Raw genomic sequence first — 19,904 nt, 5'->3', positions numbered from 1 at the left:
GGCCGCAAGGCAGCGCGGTCCAGTTGTTAGCCCCTTGAACAGAACGTTTTACACCGTGGAGGTAATTTGAAAGCATCGACATGTATACGGGCGGCGGCGTTGCTTGCCTTGGCGGCCGGCACCAGTGCCCAGGCGGCCGTTATCGACTTTGACGCGCTGGCCGCGCCGGGCTTCCTCGGAACCGTCCTCCCCGCCTACAGCGAGGACGGCTTCAATCTGACCACCAATTTCGGCCTCTTCGGTTCGGTTTACGCCAACAACCCGCTGTACGCGGGCTCGGCCGCGCTGTCCAACACGCCGTTGGCCACCACGTATCTGACGCGCGCCGGCGGCGGCGCGTTTTCGCTCAACTCGATCGAGTTGGCAGATTTGCTCAGCCTGGGCCGTAGCGCCTATGACGTGACCTTTGTCGGCCATGTACTGGGCGGCGGCACCGTCAGCCAGACGTTCTCGGTCAGTACCGCGAATGTCTTCAGCGCGCATACCTTCACCGGGTTTAACAACCTGCTGTCCGTGACCTGGAAAGAAAGCCTGACCAAAGTGCACCAGTTCGACAATATCAACGTGAGTGCGGTGCCGGAACCCGGCACCTATGCGATGTTGCTCGCCGGCCTGGGCTTGCTTGGCTTCATGGGCCGGCGCAAACGCCCGGTCTGACGTTCGCGCTGAACCGTGCCGCGCCTGCGGGGCCTTAGCCCCACAGGCGCTGGCCGGAAATGTCGAGTTGCGTTAGGTACAGGCGCAAGTCGAATTCGTATTGGTGGTAATTCGGCTCCATATACGAGCAAAGCTTATAAAACGCTTTGTCGTGCTGCTTTTCCTTGACGTGGGCCAGTTCGTGCACCGCGATCATGCGCAAAAACTCCAGCGGCACATTCTTGAACATGCTGGCCACGCGGATCTCGTGCTTGGCCTTGAGCTTGCCGCCTTGGACCCGGGAAATCGAGGTATGCAGGCCCAGCGCGTGCTGGATCACGTGGATCTTGCTGTCGAACTCGACCTTGTTGATCGGCTCGGCGTTGCGCAGGAATTCGTTCTTCAACTCTTGCACGTACTGGTACAGCGCTTTGTCGTTGCGGATCTCGTGCGCGCTCGGGTAACGCTTGAGCAAAACCTCGCCCAGCTTGTTTTGGGCGATCAATTGCGAAACTTGTTCGAGGGTCTGGTCGGAATAGGCGCTGAGATACTTCAGGGGTGGCATGGCGGAATGGTTGGCGCGTCGGTCGAGGCGAGAATGTACCATACAATGCGCTCAAGAACCGGGGCCGGGCCTTGGGGGCCGACCCCGGATGTGCGCCGGTGGCGCCGCTGTTGCGCGCCGTTGCCTGCCGTTGCCGGTGAAGGGCCCATGCCTGTTGCGAGGCGGCGCCAGCCATGCAGGGGGAGGGGGCGCTCCCCCGTGGACGAGCTACTTCTCGTCGTTTTTGTGGCTTTGCTTGCCGGCTTTGGCATGCTGTTCGGAGGAGCCGCCGCGGCTAGAGGACGAACTTTTGCCACCTTCCTCGCGGTTGGCCGACTGCCGGCTTTCCCCGCCTTTGCGACCGATTTCCGCCATGTGTTCACGGTCGCGGCTGACCGCCTCGCCGCCTTTCTGGCCGGCGCGGCGCGCTTCTTCAGAATCGAACTCGTGAGCGGTTCCCTTCTGATGGGCGGCCTGGCCTCCCTTGCTGGCGATTTCGCGCTGCTGCTCCTCGTCCATCGCTGCAAAGCCGCGCTTGCTGCCCCCGCTTTTTTGGCCGGTTTGGCTATCGTCCTTCTGGCTGTTTTTCCCTTGATCGTTTCCTTGACTTGTAGCCATGTCTGCCTCCTTGTGCTTGGTGGTGGTAAAAATATTAATTCCCGGGCGCCTTTCCTTGTTGTCGGCGTCCGAGGACTCGGAGCTGTGCCGGGTGGCGCCGCAGCGTGCTAACAATCCGACGCACCCGCTTGTTAGAGAAGCACGCCGGACCTTAGTTCCGTCGCCGCCGCGCTTTTCAGGCCGTCCCGCTCAGGGCAGGTCTTGCGCGCGGCCGGTCTCGCCGCCGGACGGGTGGGACGGCGCCGGCGCGCCGTTGAAATCGGCTTCGATTTCCTCCCTGCGGTCCTGCATTTGCTGGCCCAGGGCGGCGATATCGAGCTGGGCGTTTTTGGCCTTGGCGAAGATCTCCTCCTCTTCCAGCGTGATGTGGCGCTCCAGCTGCTCGGACAGCACCGTCATCGTCGCATCGAGGTCCTCGTCGTCCGGCTCCATCCCTTCCAGCTGGCTGACCAGGTCCTTGATGCCGGCGTGGTCGGCCTCGGCCTCGTCCATCAGGTCGTCGTCGTCGATGGCGGCGCGCATGGCCGGATAAAACAGCTCCTCCTCCACCAGCGCGTGCACCGTCAGCTCATAACAAATCTGCTCGACCAGCTCCAGCTTCAGGTCGAGCTGTTCGTCGTCGTCCTTGAGCTCCTCGAATTGCTGCAGCATTTGCCGCACTTTCTGGTGGTCCTCCGTCAGCAGGGAAATCGCGTCGACGGACGCGTCGCCGGCCTGGTTTTTTGCGCTGTTCATGGTGTCTGTTCTCCTTGATTGTTGGGAAGCCGTCTGTAACGCCGCCGGGCTGTGTGCCGCCGGCATTGGCGGGCGATATCGAGGCGCCTTCCGCACACCGTCGGGGGCGCGAAGCAACCATCCGGCAAGGGGCGGCCCCGGCGGGCCGGCCCCGCGCCGGTCCTGCGTCGAGCGTGTCAGTGCGCCTGCTGGCCGTGGCCGGTGCCCCGGCCGGTTTCCTGGCCCAGGCCGCGGTTGTGCTGCTGTTCCATGCCGTTGGCGCCGCGCCGCGCCGCCTCGTTCATCTGGTCGATGGCGGCGCGCTGGCGCTGGGTGGCTTTGTCGGTTTCTTCGCTGGCGGCACGGACGATCTCGTCGGCCACGGCGGCGGCGGCGCGGCTGGCTGCGGGCATGTGCGATTCCGCCGTCTTGGTCATTTCGACGTTGGCGTTGGCCAGCACGTTCGACAGCCGCTGCTGGTAGTTGCGCAGTTTTGCAATGGATGGGTGGAGCTGGGTGGTGGCCACCGACGCGAACTCGGTGGCGTCCTTGGTGGCCATCAGATGGCGGTTGGCCGAAGTCATATCTTCGATCAGTTCCTGCGCCAGGCGCATGTTCAATTCCGTGACTTTTTGCGCCGTGTCGATCGCTTTCCTGAACAGATCGGTCATGAACGCCAGTTGGACTTCCATGTGCGATCGGATGGCAGGGGTGATGGCTTGCGTGATCATATCTATACCTCGATAAAAAAGACCCTCATAAAGGTCACCCGGGTCGGTGCGGGTGAAGCTGTGCTTGTATCAAGCAAAGGGATAGACTCTTATCGAATCAGCAAGTTCCATGAATCTGGGGTTTTTTTGTCGCGGATGAAGCGGCTTGCCGCCGGGCGCGGGCGCGGGACGGCAAAGCGGCGCCGGGGCGGCGCCGCCGAACGGCGAACCGAATGGCCGGCCTTACTCCCCGTCCTTACTGCTCGGCCACCTGCAGCACCAGTTTGCCGAAGTTTTTGCCTTCAAACAGCATCGACAAGGCCTGCGGAAAGTTCTCGATGCCCTGCACGATGTCGACCTTGCTCTTCATCTTGCCCTGCTTGAGCCACTGGCCCATCGCCGCCACGCCGAGGTGGTAGCGCGGTGCGTAGTCGAACACCACGATGCCTTCCATGCGCGCGCGGTTGACCAGCAGCGACAGGTAGTTGGCCGGGCCCTTCACCGCCGTGGTGTTGTTGTACTGCGAGATGGCGCCGCAGATGACGATGCGGGCCTTCAGGTTGATGCGGGTGAGCACGGTGTCGAGGATCTCGCCGCCGACGTTGTCGAAATACACGTCCACGCCCTGCGGGCAATGCTCCTTCAGGCCATCCTTGACGGCGCCGCCCTTGTAGTCGATGCAGGCGTCGAAACCGAGTTCGTTGACGACGAAATCGCATTTGTCCTTGCCGCCGGCGATGCCGACCACGCGGCAACCCATCTGCTTGGCGACCTGGCCGACCGTCATGCCGACCGCGCCGGCGGCGCCGGAGACGACCACGGTGTCGCCGGCCTTCGGCTGGCCCACTTCGAGCAGGCCGAAGTAGCCGGTCAGGCCCGGCATGCCGAGCACGTTCAGGTAGGTCGGCAGCGGCGCCAGCGCGGCGTCGACCTGGATGAAGGAAGCGCTCTTGTCGTCGGCCGCGCCGATCCAGTACTGCTGCACGCCGATCGAGCCGGAGACGTGGGCGCCGACGGCGAACTTGGGCGACTTCGAGGCCACCACCACGCCAATGCCGCCGGCGCGCATGATCTCGCCGATGGCCACCGGGCGGATGTAGGATTTGCCCTCGTTCATCCAGCCGCGCATGGCCGGGTCGAGCGAGAGGTAGAGCGCCTTGACGACGATCTCGCCGTCGCCGATCTCGCGCAGCGCTTCGCGCACTTGCTGCCAGTCGCTGGCCTTGGCCATGCCGACCGGGCGGGCGGCGAGGCGGAATTGCAGGTTCTCCAACACTGTCGTTGTCATTGTTATTCCTTGAAAAGGGGGGGTGATCGACTATACCTGAAAATTGAACGACCGTGCTATTCTCGGGAATACTTGGCATTCTGGCCAGCCCGGCCCAGTCGTGCGACAATACCGGGCCTGCGGCTGGCCGCTTGGCCGCGCCGACCCACACCGACCACTATCGTAATCTTGATCCCGCCATGACGCATCCTGAATATATTCTGACCCTCTCCTGTCTGGACCAGCGCGGCATCGTGCACCGCGTTTCGGGCTTCCTGGCCGAACACGGCTGCAATATCATCGATTCGGCGCAGTTCGGCGACCAGGAGTCGCAGCTGTTTTTCATGCGCGTGCATTTCGCGCTGATCGACGGCGGCGTCAGCGACGCCGGGCTGCGCGCCGATTTCGCCGCGCTGGCGCAGGCGATGCAGTTCAACGCGCAGTTGCACGACGCCCGCACCAAGCCGCGCGTGATGCTGATGGTGTCGAAGATCGGCCACTGCCTGAACGACCTGCTGTTCCGCTACAAGAGCGGCCTGCTGCCGGTCGAGATCCCGGCGATCGTCTCGAACCACATGGATTTCTACCAGCTCGCGGCCAGTTACAACATCCCCTTCCACCACCTGCCGCTGGCGGCCGGCGCCTCGGAGGCGGCCAAGCTGGCGCAGGAGGCCCGCGTGCTCGAGCTGATGCAGACCCACGACATCGACCTGGTGGTGCTGGCGCGCTACATGCAAATCCTCTCGCCCGGCCTGTGCAAGGCGCTGGGCGGCAAGGCGATCAACATCCACCATTCCTTCCTGCCCAGCTTCAAGGGCGCCAAGCCGTACGCCCAGGCGCACCACCGCGGCGTCAAGCTGATCGGTGCGACCGCGCATTTCGTCACCGGCGACCTGGACGAAGGCCCGATCATCGAGCAGGACGTCGAACGGGTCGACCACGCGATGGACGCCGACACGTTGACGGCGATCGGCCGCGACGTCGAGTGCGTGGTGCTGGCGCGCGCCGTCAAATGGTTTGTCGAGCACCGCATTTTGCAAAACGGCGACAAGACCGTCGTCTTCAAATAGTCATTCACTGTAATTTTTTTTAGGCAGGCGTTACCCGATGGCCCTCAAAGCAACAATTTTCAAGGCTGAGCTGCAGCTGGCGGATATGGACCGCAATTACTACCAAGAGCACATGCTGACCCTGGCGCGCCACCCGTCCGAGACGGACGAGCGCATGATGGTGCGGCTGCTGGCGTTCGCCATCCACGCCGACGAGGCGCTGACGTTTACCAAGGGCCTGTTCGACACCGAGGAGCCGGACCTGTGGCTGAAGGACCTGACCGGCGCGATCCAGTTGTGGATCGAGGTCGGCCAGCCCGACGAGAAGCGCATCCTGAAGGCCTGCGGCCGCTCCGAGCAGGTGATCGTCTACAGCTACGGCGCCACCAGCCACCTGTGGTGGAAGCAGATCGCCAACAAGCTGGAGCGGGCCAAGAACTTGACCGTGATCAACCTGCCGTCGGAAGCGGCGATGGAAATGTCGCGGCTGGCCCAGCGCACCATGCAGTTCCAGTGCACCATCCAGGACGGCCAGATCTGGCTGACCGACGGCGCCACCACGGTGCAGATCGACCGCGAGACCGTCAAGGCGCCGCGCTAGGAGTCTGCGCGGCAGAAACTGATGCAATCGGAATGGGGACGAGGTAAACTTGTCGAATGACGACGAGCTACCTCCCCTACAATCAGCATCAACAGATGCTGCTTCCCCATGCTTTGCAAGATTGGCTCCCTGAGGGGCACCTGGCCTACTTCGTTAGCGACACTGTCGACTCGCTCGACCTGTCCGCCTTTCACGCGCGGTATGCAGGGGGCGGGTCCCGCAACCAGCCATTTAATCCGGCGATGATGGTCAAAATACTTGTGTACGGGTATGCAACCGGTGTGTTTTCATCACGCAAGCTGGCCCGAAAGCTGTACGAGGACGTGGCGTTGCGTATGCTCGCCGCTGACAACTATCCGGCGCACCGAACAATTTGCGATTTCCGCGCGATCCACTTGAAGGAACTGTCGGACCTGTTCGTACAGGTAGTGAAGATGGCGAAAGAGTGCGGCTTGGTCAAGCTTGGCACGATCGGTGTCGATGGCACCAAGATCAAGGCCAACGCATCGCGCCACAAAGCGATGAGCTACGACCGGATGCAAAAGGCCGAGCGTGAGCTCAAGGATCAAATCGACGCGTTGCTGGCCAGGGCCAGAGCGGCGGATGCCGCCGAAAAAAACGAGCCGGAACTCGATATCCCGGCGGAGATCGCAAGGCGCGAGGACCGCCTTGCCGTCATCCGCGCTGCCCGTGCGCGTCTTGAAGATCGCCAACGCCAGGCCGATATCGCGCGCGGCCGTAGCGATGACGAAGATGTGCCGCCCGAGGACTCTGGCAAGCCAAAGAAGAAGTCGCGTTTTAAATACAAGTTCGGCGAACCCAAGCCCGACGCCCAAGAGAATTTTACCGACCCGGAAAGCCGTATCATGAAGCGCGCCGCCGGCGGCGGCTTCGACTATGCGTACAACGCCCAAGCTGCAGTCGACGAGAGCGCCCACATCATCGTGGCGGCCGAACTCGTCAATAGTGCGGCTGACAGTGGGCAACTGGCGTCGGTGCTCGCAGCGGTAAAGCGCAACGTCGGTGACGATGCCGAGCTGGTGCTCGCCGATGCAGGCTATCGCTCGGAAGCCATGTTCGAGCAACTACGCGCTCACCCGTCCGAACTGATTGTGGCACTCGGACGCATCGGCAAGCAGGAAGCGGTAATCGATCCGAAAAAGCGGCCTTTGTGTGCCGCCATGGCAGACAAGTTCAGATCCGCGACGATCCAGGCGGCTTACCGAAAACGCAAGTGGATCTCGGAACCGCCCAACGCTTGGGTGAAAAGCGTACTCGGGTTCCGGCAATTTAGCATGCGAGGACTGGCGAAGGCTCAGGCCGAGTGGAAACTCGTCTGCACCGCGCTGAACCTGCGGCGCATGGCGAAAATGCTGTCCGCGTAAGACCTGAAAGGGCGAAAGTCCGTCCAATCCCCACTCTCAGGCTCCTATTTCATTCCACTTTCGAGTGCGAAAGTGAATCGCCATCGACGCAGGCAAGAAGCGCGTCACATGGTCAGCGCAAGAATTGTCTGCCGCGCAGACTCCTAGCGCTATAATGTCGGCCATGGTGACATCGTTGACGTCGAGGCAATGGCAGATCTGGATCGCGCTCTTCGCGGTCCTGCTGAACGCGCTCGCCCCGTCGGTTTCGCACGCCGTCGCCGCCGCGCGCGGCCCGGCCCCGGCTCCGGCCTGGGAAATGTGCAGCGCCGACCGCACCGGCTATGCCGGGCCGGCCAGTGCCGCCTTCGCCGCTTTCGTGGCGGCGGAGCAACCGCCCGCCGCCGCCGCGCCGGAGGGCAGCGGCAAGGCCGGCGAGCATTGCGCCTATTGCCTGCCGCACGCCGGCGACTTCGCCCTGGCGCCGGCCGTCGCGGCGGCTGCCGGCGTCGTCGGCCGGCACCCGCCACACCCCTTCCTGTTGTATCGTGCGCCGCGGCCGTTGACGGTCTGGTCGGCGGCGCGCCCGCGCGGCCCCCCCCGCGCCGGCTTGATCGCCCCGGCGCACCGCTCGTCGCGCCCGGCGTCGATCGCCCCCCCCTCATCACCGAACCGGCGTTGCTGCGCTACGACGGCGCACCCGCGGGCGCGCCGCCGCCCGCGGCGGCGCTACGCCATACGGGCGCCCGTGCGCCGCCATATTTTTGAGAACGACAATGAACAAACAATTTATCGCATTTTTGACGACGATGACGCTGGCCTCGTGCGCGCTGGCCCAGGTCAGCGTGACGGCGCCGTGGATACGCGCCACCGTACCGCAAGGCAAGGCCACCGGCGCCTTCATGCAAATCAAGTCGGACCAGGACGTGCGCCTGGTCGAGGTGCGCACCAGCGTGGCCGGCATCGCCGAAATCCACCAGATGGAAATGCTCGGGCAAACCATGAAGATGCACGCGGTGGACGGCCTCGACCTGGCCGCCGGCAAGACGCTGCACCTGGGCCCGGGCGGCTACCACATTATGCTGATGGAGCTGAAGCGCCAGTTGAAGCAGGGCGAGACCGTGGCGTTGACGCTGGTGGTGCAGGGCAAGGACAAGAAACGCAAGAACATCGAATTGGCGGTGCCGGTCAAGGCGCTGACGTACGTGGACCCGGCCGGCCCGGCCGCGATGCCGGCGATGGCGCCGCAGCACCAGCACTGAGCGGGCAGCGCACGAAAGGCCCCATGAAATCCACTGTGTCGCCGCGCAAGCGGCTGGCGCTGATGCTGGCAGCGCCTCGGTCGGCAACCGCCGGGGTGCCTGGGCGTGGTGGATCGACCTGTCCCGGTTCGACAGCGAGGGCTAGCCGATCGCCTTCGCCAACAAGCTGGGCGCGCGCCTGGAGGGCCACCCTGCCGGCGGAGGTGAAGTTCGACCCGTAGTTGCTGGATGCGCTGGCCCTTGAGCGGGGCCAAGGCGGGGCGCGATGGTGGCTTTTCCGGCAAACTCTACAATGATATCGGCCGCTACAATGGGGTATGGCTGAAGAACACGACAGCGGCTACAAGCAATTGTTCTCGCATCCTGAAATGGTGCGCGACCTGCTTTCCGGCTTCCTGCCCTACGCCTGGGCCAGACAGCTCGACCTGGCCGCTTTCGAACGCGTCAACGCCAGCTACGTCAGCGATACCGGGCGCCAGCGCCATGAGGACATGGTATGGCGCCTCAAGCTTGGCGCGGAGTGGGTGTACCTGTATATTTTGCTCGAATTCCAGTCCCGCAACGACCATTGGATGGCGTTGCGGATGCAGGTCTACGTCGGTTTGTTGTGCCAGGACCTGGTCAAGCGGCGCGAATTGACGCACGGCGGCAAGCTGGCGCCGGTCCTGCCCATCGTCCTCTATAACGGTGCCGCGCGCTGGAGCGCCAGCACCGATCTGGCGCAACTGATGCTGGCGCCGCCGGAAGGTCTGGCGTCGCTGCAACCCGGGCAGCGATATTTGTTGATCGACCGCCATAGTTATCATGGCGGCGCGGCCGGCGCCCAGTTCAATCTGGTCGCGGCGGTGTTCCGGCTGGAACATTTTCGCAACGGCGAAGACCTCATCGACGTTGTCGCAGCCTTGGCGGACTGGCTCAACGCCCGCGAATGCGAGCCCTTGCGTACCAGCCTGGTGCGTTGGATCGGCGCGCGTTTGCGGCATCAGCTAAAAAGTCATAACATGGTTTTTCCGGACGATTTAGCGGAGGTGCACACCATGCTGACACGGAAATTTGAAACTTTGGCCGACGAGTGGGAGTACAACGGTATCCAGAGGGGATTGGAACGGGGGCGACAAGAAGGGCATTTGCAAGCCGACCGTTCCAGGCTGCAATTCTTGTTGCAACGGCGTTTTGGTCAATTGCCGCCGGCCATCGCCGCTAGGGTGGAGGCGGCGCCGGCCGAGCAGCTGGAACGGTGGTTTGAGGGTTTGCTCGACGCCGACAGCCTGGACCAGCTGGTCGGCGGCGCGTAGCGCCGTTAACGTCGCCCCTGGGCGGCGTCGCCTTGGCTCGGCGCAGCGCCCAGGCGTCTGACGTCGCCCGAACCGTGCACGCTGCGGCTCACTTGCGGATCGCCATAGTAGTCGATGCCGCCGGAGCCGCCGATGCTGGCCGCCAGCGATTGCCTCGGCCACACCACCGCCTTGCCTGAGCCGCCTATGCTGGCTTGCACCGCGCGGGCGTTCAACTGGCCGGTTTGCACGCTGCCGGAGCCGCCGATGGCCACGGTCAGCTGGCCGGTGGAACCGCCGGCGGTGAAGTTGCCGCTGCCACCGATCGACACCGAGACCGCCTCGCTGCGTACCTGCTTGACCTTGATCGAGCCCGAACCGCCCACTTCGAAGCGCAACTGGGGCGCGCGCAGCTCGGCCGCGTACAACGTGCCGGAGCCGGCCAGGCTGACCCGCTCGACCTGGGGCGCCTGCACCACGATCCTGAGTACGCTCGGCGCCAGATTGACGCCGTGCCGGGCGACGCGGATTTTCAAGGTGCCGTTTTCCACCGTCGTCTCGACCAGCGCCTGCAGATTGTCGTCGGTTTCGACGCTGACGCTTTCGCTGGCGCCCAGGCGCAGTTCAACGTCGGCCGGCACGCTCAGCGCGACGCCGTCGAAATGGCCGACGCTGCGCGCTTGCTGGTGTACGCTGCCGTTGCCGTTGCCCTTGCCGCCGAGCTGGCGAGCGGGCCAGTCCCACGCCGCCGCCGGGGCCGCCGCCGCGCAGAGGGCGACGGCGCCCGCCGCCAAGACGAGGCGCCGCGTGCCGCCGCCGGTGATCGATGTTTGCATGTCATGTCCCCGTGTGTGCGCAGCCGCCGCAGGCGCGCCGGTCCGCTGTGCTTGGATTGCCAGAATTGGTGTCATGGCAAGCATGCTACGGCGCCGGCGCGGGCGCGGGGAGCACTTTGCGACGAAGCGCAGCCGGCGCCGGCCAGAATGCCGGCGGCCGCGACAGGGCGGCAACGCGGTATCACAATGAGGTATCATCCTGCCTTGGGCGCAAGTGTCGTGTTGCGCGCTTGCTGTCCCCGCGAGCGCAACACGCCGCTCGGCCCGGCGACCCGCGCCGGACACTGGCGCCACGCGGCGGCGCCACCTCGACACAATGACCGGCCGCGGCCGGTCCATACCACTGGAATTACATGCTGATCATTACCATCATACAGGGCAAGGAAAAGAGCTTGCTGGCAGGCGAACCCTGGATTTACGCGTCCGCGATCGAACGCGTCGAAGGCAAGCCGCAGGAAAAAATGAAGCCCGGCTCGACGGCCATCGTACAGTCCTCGGCGAAAAAATTCCTGGCGCGCGCGGCCTATAACTCGAAGTCGCAGATCCGCGCCCGGGTCTGGACCTTCGACGAAAGCGAGCCGGTCGACCACGCCATGATCAAGCGCCGCGTCAAGAGCGCGCTGGAGAAGCGCGCCGCCAGCCTGAAGAAGGCCGGCGCCAACCAGTTGCTCTCGCTCATCAAGGGCGAGGAGGACGGCCTGCCGGGCCTGCTGGTCGACCTCTACGGCGGCGCGGGCGGCTACCTGGTCTGCCAGTTCCAGGCCGGCGGCGTCGACGCGTGGAAGGTGCCGATCGTGCAGGCGCTGATGGCCGGCACCGGCTGCGCCAACGTCTATGAGCGCTGCGATCCCTTGATCCGCAAGGGCGAGGGCCTGCCGGTCATTTCCGGCGCGCTGGCCGGCGAAGAGCCGCCGCAGGAAGTCATGCTGACCGAAAACGGCGTGCGTTTCGCGCTCGACCTGGCCACCGGCGAGCGCAGCAAGTTGCGCTAACAGCAGGTGTGGGGCGCTGCGCCCGCCTGGCCTGCCGTTGCGACGGCGCGCCGGGCGGGCGTTTTGCGTGGTGCGCGCCGAACGCCTAGTCCAGCGGCACGCCGCGGTAGCGGTTGACCTCGAGGGCCGAGACGGCGTCGGCCTGGTTGCCCCAGGAGCGGCGCAGATACGTCACCACCGCCGCCACGTCGGCGTCGCTGAGCAGCGGGCCGTAGGCCGGCATGCCGTAGGGGCGCGGATTGCCGGCGGTGCCGGGCGCGAAGCCGCCGTTGAGCACGATGCGGATCGGGTTGACCGCCTCCTCCATTGTCAGCGCGCGGTTGCCGGCCAGCGGCGGGTAGGCCGTGGGCTGGCCGCGGCCGTCGGCCTGGTGGCACTCGACGCAATGGCTCTCGTACAATGTAGCGCCGGCCGCCAGCTGCGCCTGCGCCGCCGCCGAGGTGTCGGGCGGCGCCGGCGGCGCCGGCGCGGCCGGGCCGGGCAGCGTTTTCAGGTACGCGGCCATCGCCTGGATGTCGGCGTCGTCGAGGTGTTGCAGGCTGGCCCGCACCACCTCGGCCATCGGGCCGAACACGCTGGCGCGCGGCGACACGCCGGTCTTCAGCAACTGGGCGATGTGGCCGGCGTCCCAATCGCCCAGGCCGGCCTCGGCGTCCGAGGTCAGCGAGGGCGCGTACCAGCCCAGCACCGGGATCAGGCCGCCGGACAGGTCGCCGTCGCTGGCGCCGAGCGGGTTGCGGCTGCTGTGGCAGGAGGCGCAATGGCCCAGGCCCTGCACCAGGTAGGCGCCGCGGTTCCACTCGGCGCCGCGGGCCGGCTCGGGCCTGAACACGGCCGGTTTGAAGTACAGCGCGCGCCAGGCCGCCAGCGCGATCTGCTGGTTGTACGGGAAGCGCAACCGGTGCGGCTGGTTGGCCTTGGGCTGCGCCGGCACGCTCTGGAAGAAGGCGTACATGGCGTCGGCGTCCTCGCGCCTGACCTTGGTGTATTCGGTGTAGGGGAAGGCCGGGTACAACATGCGCCCGTCCTTCGATTTGCCGTTGTGCAGCGCGCGCCAGAAATCGTCGGCGCTCCAGGCGCCGATGCCATATTGCTTGTCGGACGTGATGTTGGGCGAAACCACGCTGCCGAACGGCGTTTGCAGCGCCCGTCCGCCGGCGTAGGCGGCGCCGCCGCGGGTGGTGTGGCAGGCCATGCAGTCGCCGGCCCTGGCCAGGTAGGCGCCGCGCGCCACCAATGCGGCCGGCGCCAGCGTGGCGGCGGTGGCCGGCGCGCCGCTGTCGTCGGCCGGCCACAGCAGCAGCCGGGCGGCGCCGGCGGCCAGCAGCAGCACGGCGCCGCCAACGAGGAGGATTTTTTTCATGGATAGCGGACTCATTCTGGCACGCCGCCGCATTTCAGCGGCAGCGGCCGGGTGATGGTGGTGGCCGGGCGGGTGCCGGGCGGCGCCACCTGGGTGCCGAGCCAGCTGGAGACGGCGGCGATGTCGGCGTCGGACAGGCGGCTGGCGACCTCGGCCATGCAGTCGGGCGTATGCGCTTGGCGCACCTGGTTTTTCCACGCGCCGAACTGGGCGTTGATGTAGTCGCGCGGCAGGCCCAGCAGGCCGGGAATGGCCGGCGCCAGTCCGCTCAGCTGCTCGCCGTGGCAGGCGATGCAGGCCGGCACCTTCTTGGCGGGGTCGCCCAGCGTCACCAGGCTGCGGCCGCGTTCCAGCACGGCCGCCGCGGCGGCGCTGGCCTGGGCCGGCGGCGCCGGCGGATGCTGCTGCGAAAAATACGCGGCGATCTCGCGCAGGTAGGCGTCCGGCAGGTGCTCGACCATATAGGTCATCAGCGGGTATTGGCGGCGGCCGTCGCGGAAATTCAGCAACTGGTTGTACAGGTAGCCGGCCGGCTTGCCGGCGATGCGCGGGAAGAAGGCGTCGCTGCGCTCCTTGCCGGCGTGGCAGGCGGTGCAGGCCTTGATGCGTTGTTCGAGCGTGTCGGGCAGCACAACCAGGGCGGCGGCGCCGGCCAGTGCCGGCGCCGCCGCCAGGGCGAACAGCAAGATGGCGCGGCCGGCGCGCCGGCGTGCCTGGCTTGAAAACATGGACATGGGCATACCTATAAAATTGTAGGCCGACCATACAGGCGGCGGACACAAGGATATACTGCCGGACCGAAGAAAAACAGACTCAGAAGTGCAATAAAACTACGGATCAGTTTTATGCCGCCCTGGGCAAGATTGGATGGATGCGCGTGAAGCTGTACGAAGAATTGGCCGAAGAGATCGCCGCGATGATCACCAACAAGCTGCTGCTGCCGGGCGAGCGCATCGCCTCGGTGCGCCAGCAGCGCCAGCGCCGCGGCGTCAGCCCGGCCACGGTGTTCCAGGCCTACTACTTGTTGGAGGCGCGCGGCATGATCGTCGCGCGGCCGCGCTCGGGCTACTACGTGGCGCCCAGCCGCGCCGCGCTGGCGCCCGAGCCGGATGCCTCGCAGCCGCAGGGCGAATCGACCCGGGTCGACGTCAGCGAGCTGGTGTTCGAGGTGCTGGGGGCGGCCGGCGCGCGCGACATCGTGCCGTTCGGTTCGGCCTTCCCCAGCCCGCTGCTGTTTCCGATGGCCAGGCTGGCGCGCTCGGTGGCGGCCAGCATGCGCCGGCTCGACCCGTGGAGCACGGTGGCCGACCTGCCGCAAGGTAACGCCGAGTTGCGCCGGCAGATCGCGCTGCGCTACCAGATGGACGGGGTGCGGGTTGCCAGCGACGAGATCGTCATCACCAACGGCGCGCTGGAGGCGCTGAACCTGTGCCTGCAGGCCGTCACGCGGCCGGGCGACGCGGTGCTGATCGAGTCGCCCAGCTTCTACGCCGGCTTGCAGGCGCTGGAGCGGCTCGACCTGGTGGCGGTCGAAGTGGCCACCAGCCCGCGCGACGGCATCGACCTGGCGGCGCTGGCCGAGGCGCTGGTGCGGCACCGGCCGAAGGCGTGCTGGTTGATGAGCAGCTTCCAAAATCCGCTGGGCGGGCTGATGCCGCCGGAAAAGAAGCGCGCGCTGGTGGCGCTGCTGGCCGGGCATGGCGTGCCGCTGATCGAGGACGATGTCTACGGCGAACTGTATTTCGGCGCGCGCCGCCCGGCCCTCAGCAAGAGCTTCGACGAGCAGGGCATGGTGCTGCACTGCGGCTCGTTTTCGAAGTGCCTGGCGCCCGGCTTCCGGGTCGGCTGGGCCGCGCCGGGGCGCTACGCGCGCGCGGTCGAGCGCCTCAAGCTGAGCACCAGCCTGACGGCGGCGCTGCCGTCGCAGCTGGCGCTGGCCGATTACCTGGGGCGGGGAACTTACGAGTGGCATTTGCGGCAACTGCGGCTGGCGCTGGCGGCCCAGCAGCATATGATGCTGCAGGCGATCGCCGTGCATTTCCCCGCCGGCACGCGGGTGACGCGGCCGCAGGGCGGCTATTTTGTCTGGGTCGAATTGCCGAAGGGGGTGGACGCGCTGGCCTTGCACCGCAGCGCGCTGCGGCACGGCATCAGCATCGCGCCGGGACCGATTTTTTCCGCCAAGCGCGCGTTTGGCCATTGCGTGCGGCTCAATTACGGCCATCCGTGGGACGCCACGCACGAGGCCGCCATTGCGACCCTGGGGCGGCTGGCGGCGCAGCAGTTGGAAGGGGGCGGGCCGTAGGCGCCGAACAGAACAGGGGCGTAACCCCGGGCTCGGACCTGAAAGCCTGGCTCCGGCTCTGTGCCGGTGCTTGGTTGTGAAGCCGACGGCGCTACTGCGCTAGCGGCGCCGGCCGGCGCGCTTTCGCCGGCGCGACCTTGCCGCCGTCGGCGATCCAGCGCCGGTACACCCGCAACGCCACATGCGCGTCGTCGGCCGCGTAGAGGATCTGGCGCTCGCTCAGGCGCGTCGTCGACCAGTTGGTGGTGGAAATTTTCTTCGATTTTTGCAGGCGCAGGCCGAAAAATTTCGCCACCGCGCTTTTCGCGCCGAGGTCGTTGCGCTGGCCGCCGCGCAGCGCCACCGACAGGTCGAGCACTTGCGCCACCGTAATGCCAAGCTTGCTTTGCAGGCGCTTGACGTCGTCGCTCAGGCCGAAGCCGACCTTCAAGGTCGTGCCCGACTCCAGAATCGCCTTCAGCGCCGCCAGCGCCGGCGTGGCGCCGATTTGGAACAGGTAGGCGGTGTCGTCGGTGGCAAGCTGGATCAAATGCGGTCCGGTTGAGGTTTCCCCCTTCAGGAAGGTCGGCTTCGACTCGGTGTCGAAGCCGATCGCGTCGGCCGCCAGCAGCGCCGCCAGCGCGGCCGCCGCGTCCTCGGCGCTGTGTACCAGGCGCACGTCGGCCAGCTTGATGCCCTCGTAGGGCGGCAGGGGCTGCTCGATGTCCGTACTCATGGGGCTGGATCAGCCCTTGCGCGAAAATTTCGCGGTCAGCTGGTTCAGCTTGTCGAGGCGGACGCGGTTCGCTTCCTCTTCGGCCGCCGCTTCGCGCTCGGCCTTCTTGCGCTCGGCTTCCTTCTTGAAGCGCTGCTGCAACACCTGGGTCGCGTGGTCGCGGTGCACCTGGGTCACTTCCGCGCCGGCGGTGCCGTCGAGGTCGTAGCGGATCTTAGCTTTTTCCATCACGCGCAGGTAGCGCAGCGAGCCGGTGTGGATGCCCAGCGCGGTGCGCATCAGTTTGCGGTCCAGCTCCGGCAGGCGCGCCAGGATCTGCTTGTCGATACCGATCGACAACGGCAGGCAGTCGCGGAAAGGCGGAAATTGGTCTTGGAATTGCTTGAGCAGGGCGCGCGCGGTTTGCGCTGGGGCGGCCGTTGCGGCTGGCTGAGGGGTGAGACTAGACGTGTTCATCGACTTCATTGGTTAGGCAGGAAACGGGAGCATAGCACGCAAGAACGGCCAGCGCATTGACTTTTAAGCCAATAATGTCTTTTTTGCCATGCCGTTGGATAGGCGCGACGGGCAGGAAATGTGTATAATGTCTGCTTGCGCTGACCACCGGCTTGCGCTGGATCAGTAGTGCAGGGGATAAGAGCAGTCGCTGCGCGGCGATGTTATGGGCATGGTTGATGTCAGATATCTGAATTATCAATTATCCTAATATGTGGCCGTGGAGCATAATCTCGCTCTCCTCTATTCTTCACTGAATAATAGATTCAAGCCCGTTTTGGTAGCGGGCTTTTTTTCATTCCGCAATGTACACCGCCGATTTATCTACGCCCCCTTCAGCTGCGGCGCGCCTTCAACGGGCTGCGTCGGCTTCGAACGTCCCGATAGATTGGCCCCGCTGCCCTTAGCCGGCAGCCGCAGCACACGCTCCATCGAGTCCGATTTGCAGGCTTAGGTGGGATCATTCACTTCGCCGAAACCATGTGGTCTCGCATAGAGAGAGATATTTAATGAAAAATACGCCCAAAACATTAACGTTGTCGGCCAAAACGCCGCGCCCTGCATCGGCGCAACTGGCGCTGCCTAAAACGACTCTATCTTACTTTATCGATAATACGCAAGCGGATAATACGCAGGCGCCCAATAAGGTCACGGTAGTGAAGAAAACCCGTTCGCGCCTGGCCGCCCTGCCGGTGCCGGGCCAGGAGCTGACGCAGGACGGCGCCGCCGAGGCGCAAGCCGAGCCGGCAATGGAGCAGGGCGCCGGGCAGGACGGCGACGAGGCAAGCGCGTTGAAGGCCGCCGTCGTCAAGCTGGCGCCGGCCGCGCGCAAGGCCACGGAAAGCGCCGCCACCGCCAAGGTGGTGGTGGCGGCGCGCTCGAAGGTGGTGCGCGCCAAGGTCGAGCCGGCGCCGGTGGTGATCGTCACCTCCGGTCCGGCCGTCAGCCAGACCACCGACGCCGACGCCTTGGCGGCCATCGACACGTCCAACTATTTCCTGCCGACCGTCAAGGTGCCGGGCCGGCGCGGCCGCAAGCCGAGCGAGTTCACGCCGGAAAACGACGAGGTGGCGGCACTCAACGCGGTCGAGCGCGCCGAACTGAAGGCCGTCTCGAAGGCGCGCGACCGCAAGGCCAAGGGCACGGTGGCCGACGCGCTGGGCGGCGACGCCGAGGCCACCGCGGCCGACCTGGAGCGCCGCCGCCAGCAGATCAAGGGCTTGATCAACATGGGCAAGGAGCGCGGCTTCCTGACCTACGCCGAGATCAATGACCAGCTGCCGGAAAACATCATCGATCCGGAGGCGATCGAGGGCATCATCGCCACCTTCAACGACATGGGGATCGCGGTCTACGAACGCGCCCCCGACGCCGAAAGCCTGTTGTTGACCGACAACGTCGCCACCGTCACCAGCGACGACGAAGTCGAGGCCGCCGCCGCCACGGCGCTGTCGACGGTCGACTCCGACTTCGGCCGCACCACCGACCCGGTGCGCATGTACATGCGCGAAATGGGCGCCGTGGCGCTGCTCACGCGCGAAGGCGAGATCGAGATCGCCAAGCGCATCGAGGGCGGTTTGAAGGACATGATCCAGGCCATCTCGGCCTGCCCGACGACGATCGCCGAGATCGTCGCGCTGTCGCAGAAGATTGCCCGCGACGAAATCAAGGTCGACGAGGTGGTCGACGGCTTCGTTGATTTGAACGAAAGCAACGCGCCGGCCCCGGCCGCCGCCCCGGTCGCCGCCAGCGGCGACGACGACGAGGAAGAGGACGAAGTCGAGGAGGAGGACGGCGACGCCAACGGCGGCGCGGCCGGCTTCTCCAGCGAACAACTGGCGCAACTGAAAAAGAACGCGCTGGAAAAATTCGCCGCCATCTCGACCCAGTTCGACAAGATGCGCAAGGCGCCGGACGGCTACAACTCGAAGCCCTACATCAAGGCCCAGGAGGCGATTTCCCAGGAACTGCTGGGCATTCGCTTCACCGCCAAGGTCGTCGAAAAGCTGTGCGACACGCTGCGCGGCCAGATGGACGAGGTGCGCCACATCGAGAAGGCGGTCATCGAGCTGTGCGTCAACAAATGCGGCATGCCGCGCGCCCACTTCATCAAGGTCTTCCCGGGCAACGAGTGCGACCTCGACTGGGTCGACGGCGAAGTCGACTGCCGCTATCCGTACAGCGCCATCCTGGGGCGCAACGTGCCGGCCGTCAAAGAGTTGCAAAAGAAGATGATCGACCTGCAGGCGCGCGTCGCGTTGCCGCTGGCCGACCTGCGCAAGATCAACAAGCAGATGGCCGCCGGCGAAAAGCGGGCGCGCCACGCGAAACGCGAAATGACGGTCGCCAACTTGCGCCTGGTTATTTCGATCGCCAAGAAGTACATCAACCGCGGCCTGCAATTCCTCGACCTGATCCAGGAAGGCAATATCGGCCTGCTCAAGGCGGTCGACAAATTCGAGTATCGCCGCGGCTACAAGTTTTCCACCTACGCGACGTGGTGGATACGCCAGGCCATCACCCGCTCGATCGCCGACATGGCGCGCACCATCCGCGTGCCGGTGCACATGATCGAGACGATCAACAAGATGAACCGCATCTCGCGCCAGATCATGCAGGAAACCGGCAGCGAGCCGGACCTGGCGACCTTGGCGATCAAGATGGAAATGCCGGAAAACAAGGTGCGCGAGATCATGAAGATCGCCAAGGAGCCGATTTCGATGGAAACGCCGATGGGCGAGGACGGCGATTCGCAACTGGGCGACTTCATCGAGGACAACACCACGCTGGCGCCGCTGGACGCCGCGCTGCACGCGTCGATGCGCAACGTCATCAAGGAAGTGCTGGACTCGCTGACGCCGCGCGAAGCGAAGGTGCTGCGCATGCGCTACGGCGTGGAAATGTCGAACGACCACACGCTCGAAGAGGTCGGCAAGCAATTCGACGTCACCCGCGAACGCATCCGCCAGATCGAAGCGAAGGCGATGAGCAAGCTGCGCCAGCCGTCGCGTTCGGACAAGCTGAAAACCTTCCTGACGCAAAACTAAGGGCAGGGCGGCCCCGCCCAAACCGTTCAAGCCACCGGCGTCGAGCCGGGGTCGCACCCTCGGAGGGGGCGGCCCCGGTTTGACGCCGGTGGTTTTTGTCGCTTACGCGGCG

19 protein-coding genes and 1 pseudogene are annotated in these 19,904 nt (G+C 65.4%); 10 read left to right on the top strand and 10 right to left on the bottom strand.

The genetic code is table 11. The annotated features are described in order from the left end of the window. Window positions 1-66: 66 nt before the first annotated feature. Window positions 67-657, top strand: coding sequence for a PEP-CTERM sorting domain-containing protein (locus tag JANGC3_RS33715; protein WP_026132861.1), 591 nt, complete (start codon window positions 67-69; stop codon window positions 655-657). A gap of 34 nt (window positions 658-691) precedes the next feature. Here the strand turns inward: JANGC3_RS33715 and JANGC3_RS0111495 are convergent, their stop codons facing one another. The 5 genes from JANGC3_RS0111495 to JANGC3_RS0111475 form a co-directional block, all read right to left on the bottom strand. Further along, window positions 692-1,201, bottom strand: coding sequence for a M48 family metallopeptidase (locus JANGC3_RS0111495; RefSeq protein WP_017876637.1), 510 nt, complete (start codon window positions 1,199-1,201; stop codon window positions 692-694). A 207-nt stretch (window positions 1,202-1,408) separates the two neighbouring features. Continuing rightward, window positions 1,409-1,798 carry a KGG domain-containing protein gene (locus JANGC3_RS0111490; protein WP_081611830.1) on the bottom strand — a complete coding sequence of 130 codons (390 nt, stop codon included), beginning with the start codon at window positions 1,796-1,798 and terminating at the stop codon, window positions 1,409-1,411. A 189-nt stretch (window positions 1,799-1,987) separates the two neighbouring features. Further along, a complete protein-coding gene (locus JANGC3_RS29100; protein ID WP_017876635.1) occupies window positions 1,988-2,533 on the bottom strand; it encodes a hemerythrin domain-containing protein in 546 nt (181 codons plus the stop codon). 176 nt (window positions 2,534-2,709) lie between these two features. Then, window positions 2,710-3,243: a phasin family protein gene (locus JANGC3_RS0111480; RefSeq protein ID WP_017876634.1), complete on the bottom strand. Its 534-nt coding sequence runs from the start codon at window positions 3,241-3,243 to the stop codon at window positions 2,710-2,712. Window positions 3,244-3,478: 235 nt separating this feature from the next. Continuing rightward, window positions 3,479-4,510 (bottom strand): NADP-dependent oxidoreductase, encoded by a 1,032-nt coding sequence (locus tag JANGC3_RS0111475; protein WP_026132860.1) that lies wholly within the window; start codon window positions 4,508-4,510, stop codon window positions 3,479-3,481. A gap of 179 nt (window positions 4,511-4,689) precedes the next feature. Between JANGC3_RS0111475 and purU the strand changes: the two genes are divergently transcribed. The 6 genes and pseudogenes from purU to JANGC3_RS0111445 all read left to right on the top strand — a co-directional run bounded on the left by purU (window position 4,690) and on the right by JANGC3_RS0111445 (window position 10,060). Then, entirely contained in the window at window positions 4,690-5,559 is an 870-nt protein-coding gene (gene purU / locus JANGC3_RS0111470; RefSeq protein ID WP_017876632.1) for a formyltetrahydrofolate deformylase, read from the top strand. A 37-nt stretch (window positions 5,560-5,596) separates the two neighbouring features. Beyond that, the gene (locus tag JANGC3_RS0111465) at window positions 5,597-6,139 is read left to right on the top strand and encodes a YaeQ family protein (RefSeq protein ID WP_017876631.1); all 543 of its coding nucleotides are present in this window, start codon (window positions 5,597-5,599) and stop codon (window positions 6,137-6,139) included. 56 nt (window positions 6,140-6,195) lie between these two features. Continuing rightward, window positions 6,196-7,524, top strand: a complete 1,329-nt coding sequence (locus JANGC3_RS0111460) for an IS1182 family transposase (RefSeq protein WP_017876630.1) — start codon at window positions 6,196-6,198, stop codon at window positions 7,522-7,524. A gap of 154 nt (window positions 7,525-7,678) precedes the next feature. Next, window positions 7,679-8,092, top strand: a pseudogene (locus JANGC3_RS31495) (DUF2946 family protein); the annotation flags it as partial. A gap of 187 nt (window positions 8,093-8,279) precedes the next feature. Further along, window positions 8,280-8,765 (top strand): copper chaperone PCu(A)C, encoded by a 486-nt coding sequence (locus JANGC3_RS0111450; protein WP_017876628.1) that lies wholly within the window; start codon window positions 8,280-8,282, stop codon window positions 8,763-8,765. A gap of 317 nt (window positions 8,766-9,082) precedes the next feature. Continuing rightward, window positions 9,083-10,060 (top strand): Rpn family recombination-promoting nuclease/putative transposase, encoded by a 978-nt coding sequence (locus JANGC3_RS0111445; RefSeq protein WP_017876627.1) that lies wholly within the window; start codon window positions 9,083-9,085, stop codon window positions 10,058-10,060. A 5-nt stretch (window positions 10,061-10,065) separates the two neighbouring features. Here JANGC3_RS0111445 and JANGC3_RS0111440 read toward each other — a convergent pair whose 3' ends face one another. After that, the gene (locus JANGC3_RS0111440; RefSeq protein WP_017876626.1) at window positions 10,066-10,875 is read right to left on the bottom strand and encodes a head GIN domain-containing protein; all 810 of its coding nucleotides are present in this window, start codon (window positions 10,873-10,875) and stop codon (window positions 10,066-10,068) included. Window positions 10,876-11,228: 353 nt separating this feature from the next. Here JANGC3_RS0111440 and JANGC3_RS0111435 point away from each other — a divergent pair, with 353 nt between their 5' ends. After that, complete coding sequence (locus tag JANGC3_RS0111435; RefSeq protein ID WP_017876625.1) at window positions 11,229-11,867, top strand: SAM-dependent methyltransferase; 639 nt, start codon at window positions 11,229-11,231, stop codon at window positions 11,865-11,867. Window positions 11,868-11,952: 85 nt separating this feature from the next. Here the strand turns inward: JANGC3_RS0111435 and JANGC3_RS0111430 are convergent, their stop codons facing one another. Together JANGC3_RS0111430 and JANGC3_RS0111425 are read right to left on the bottom strand one after the other, a co-directional pair. Then, entirely contained in the window at window positions 11,953-13,230 is a 1,278-nt protein-coding gene (locus tag JANGC3_RS0111430) for a c-type cytochrome (RefSeq protein WP_017876624.1), read from the bottom strand. An 11-nt stretch (window positions 13,231-13,241) separates the two neighbouring features. After that, complete coding sequence (locus tag JANGC3_RS0111425; RefSeq protein ID WP_017876623.1) at window positions 13,242-13,964, bottom strand: c-type cytochrome; 723 nt, start codon at window positions 13,962-13,964, stop codon at window positions 13,242-13,244. 137 nt (window positions 13,965-14,101) lie between these two features. Here JANGC3_RS0111425 and JANGC3_RS0111420 point away from each other — a divergent pair, with 137 nt between their 5' ends. Continuing rightward, on the top strand, window positions 14,102-15,535 hold the full coding sequence (locus JANGC3_RS0111420; RefSeq protein ID WP_017876622.1) for an aminotransferase class I/II-fold pyridoxal phosphate-dependent enzyme: 1,434 nt from the start codon (window positions 14,102-14,104) through the stop codon (window positions 15,533-15,535). Window positions 15,536-15,626: 91 nt separating this feature from the next. Here JANGC3_RS0111420 and JANGC3_RS0111415 read toward each other — a convergent pair whose 3' ends face one another. Then, a complete protein-coding gene (locus JANGC3_RS0111415; RefSeq protein ID WP_017876621.1) occupies window positions 15,627-16,250 on the bottom strand; it encodes a 3'-5' exonuclease in 624 nt (207 codons plus the stop codon). Window positions 16,251-16,259: 9 nt separating this feature from the next. Continuing rightward, window positions 16,260-16,715, bottom strand: coding sequence for a ProQ/FINO family protein (locus JANGC3_RS0111410; RefSeq protein WP_026132859.1), 456 nt, complete (start codon window positions 16,713-16,715; stop codon window positions 16,260-16,262). 539 nt (window positions 16,716-17,254) lie between these two features. Here JANGC3_RS0111410 and rpoD point away from each other — a divergent pair. After that, window positions 17,255-19,792 (top strand): RNA polymerase sigma factor RpoD, encoded by a 2,538-nt coding sequence (rpoD, locus tag JANGC3_RS0111405; protein WP_026132858.1) that lies wholly within the window; start codon window positions 17,255-17,257, stop codon window positions 19,790-19,792. Window positions 19,793-19,904 lie beyond the last annotated feature (112 nt).

It is taken from the genome of Janthinobacterium sp. CG3, from assembly GCF_000344615.1.
Classification (GTDB): domain Bacteria; phylum Pseudomonadota; class Gammaproteobacteria; order Burkholderiales; family Burkholderiaceae_D; genus Janthinobacterium.
This window is presented reverse-complemented; position numbering and strand designations above follow the sequence as displayed.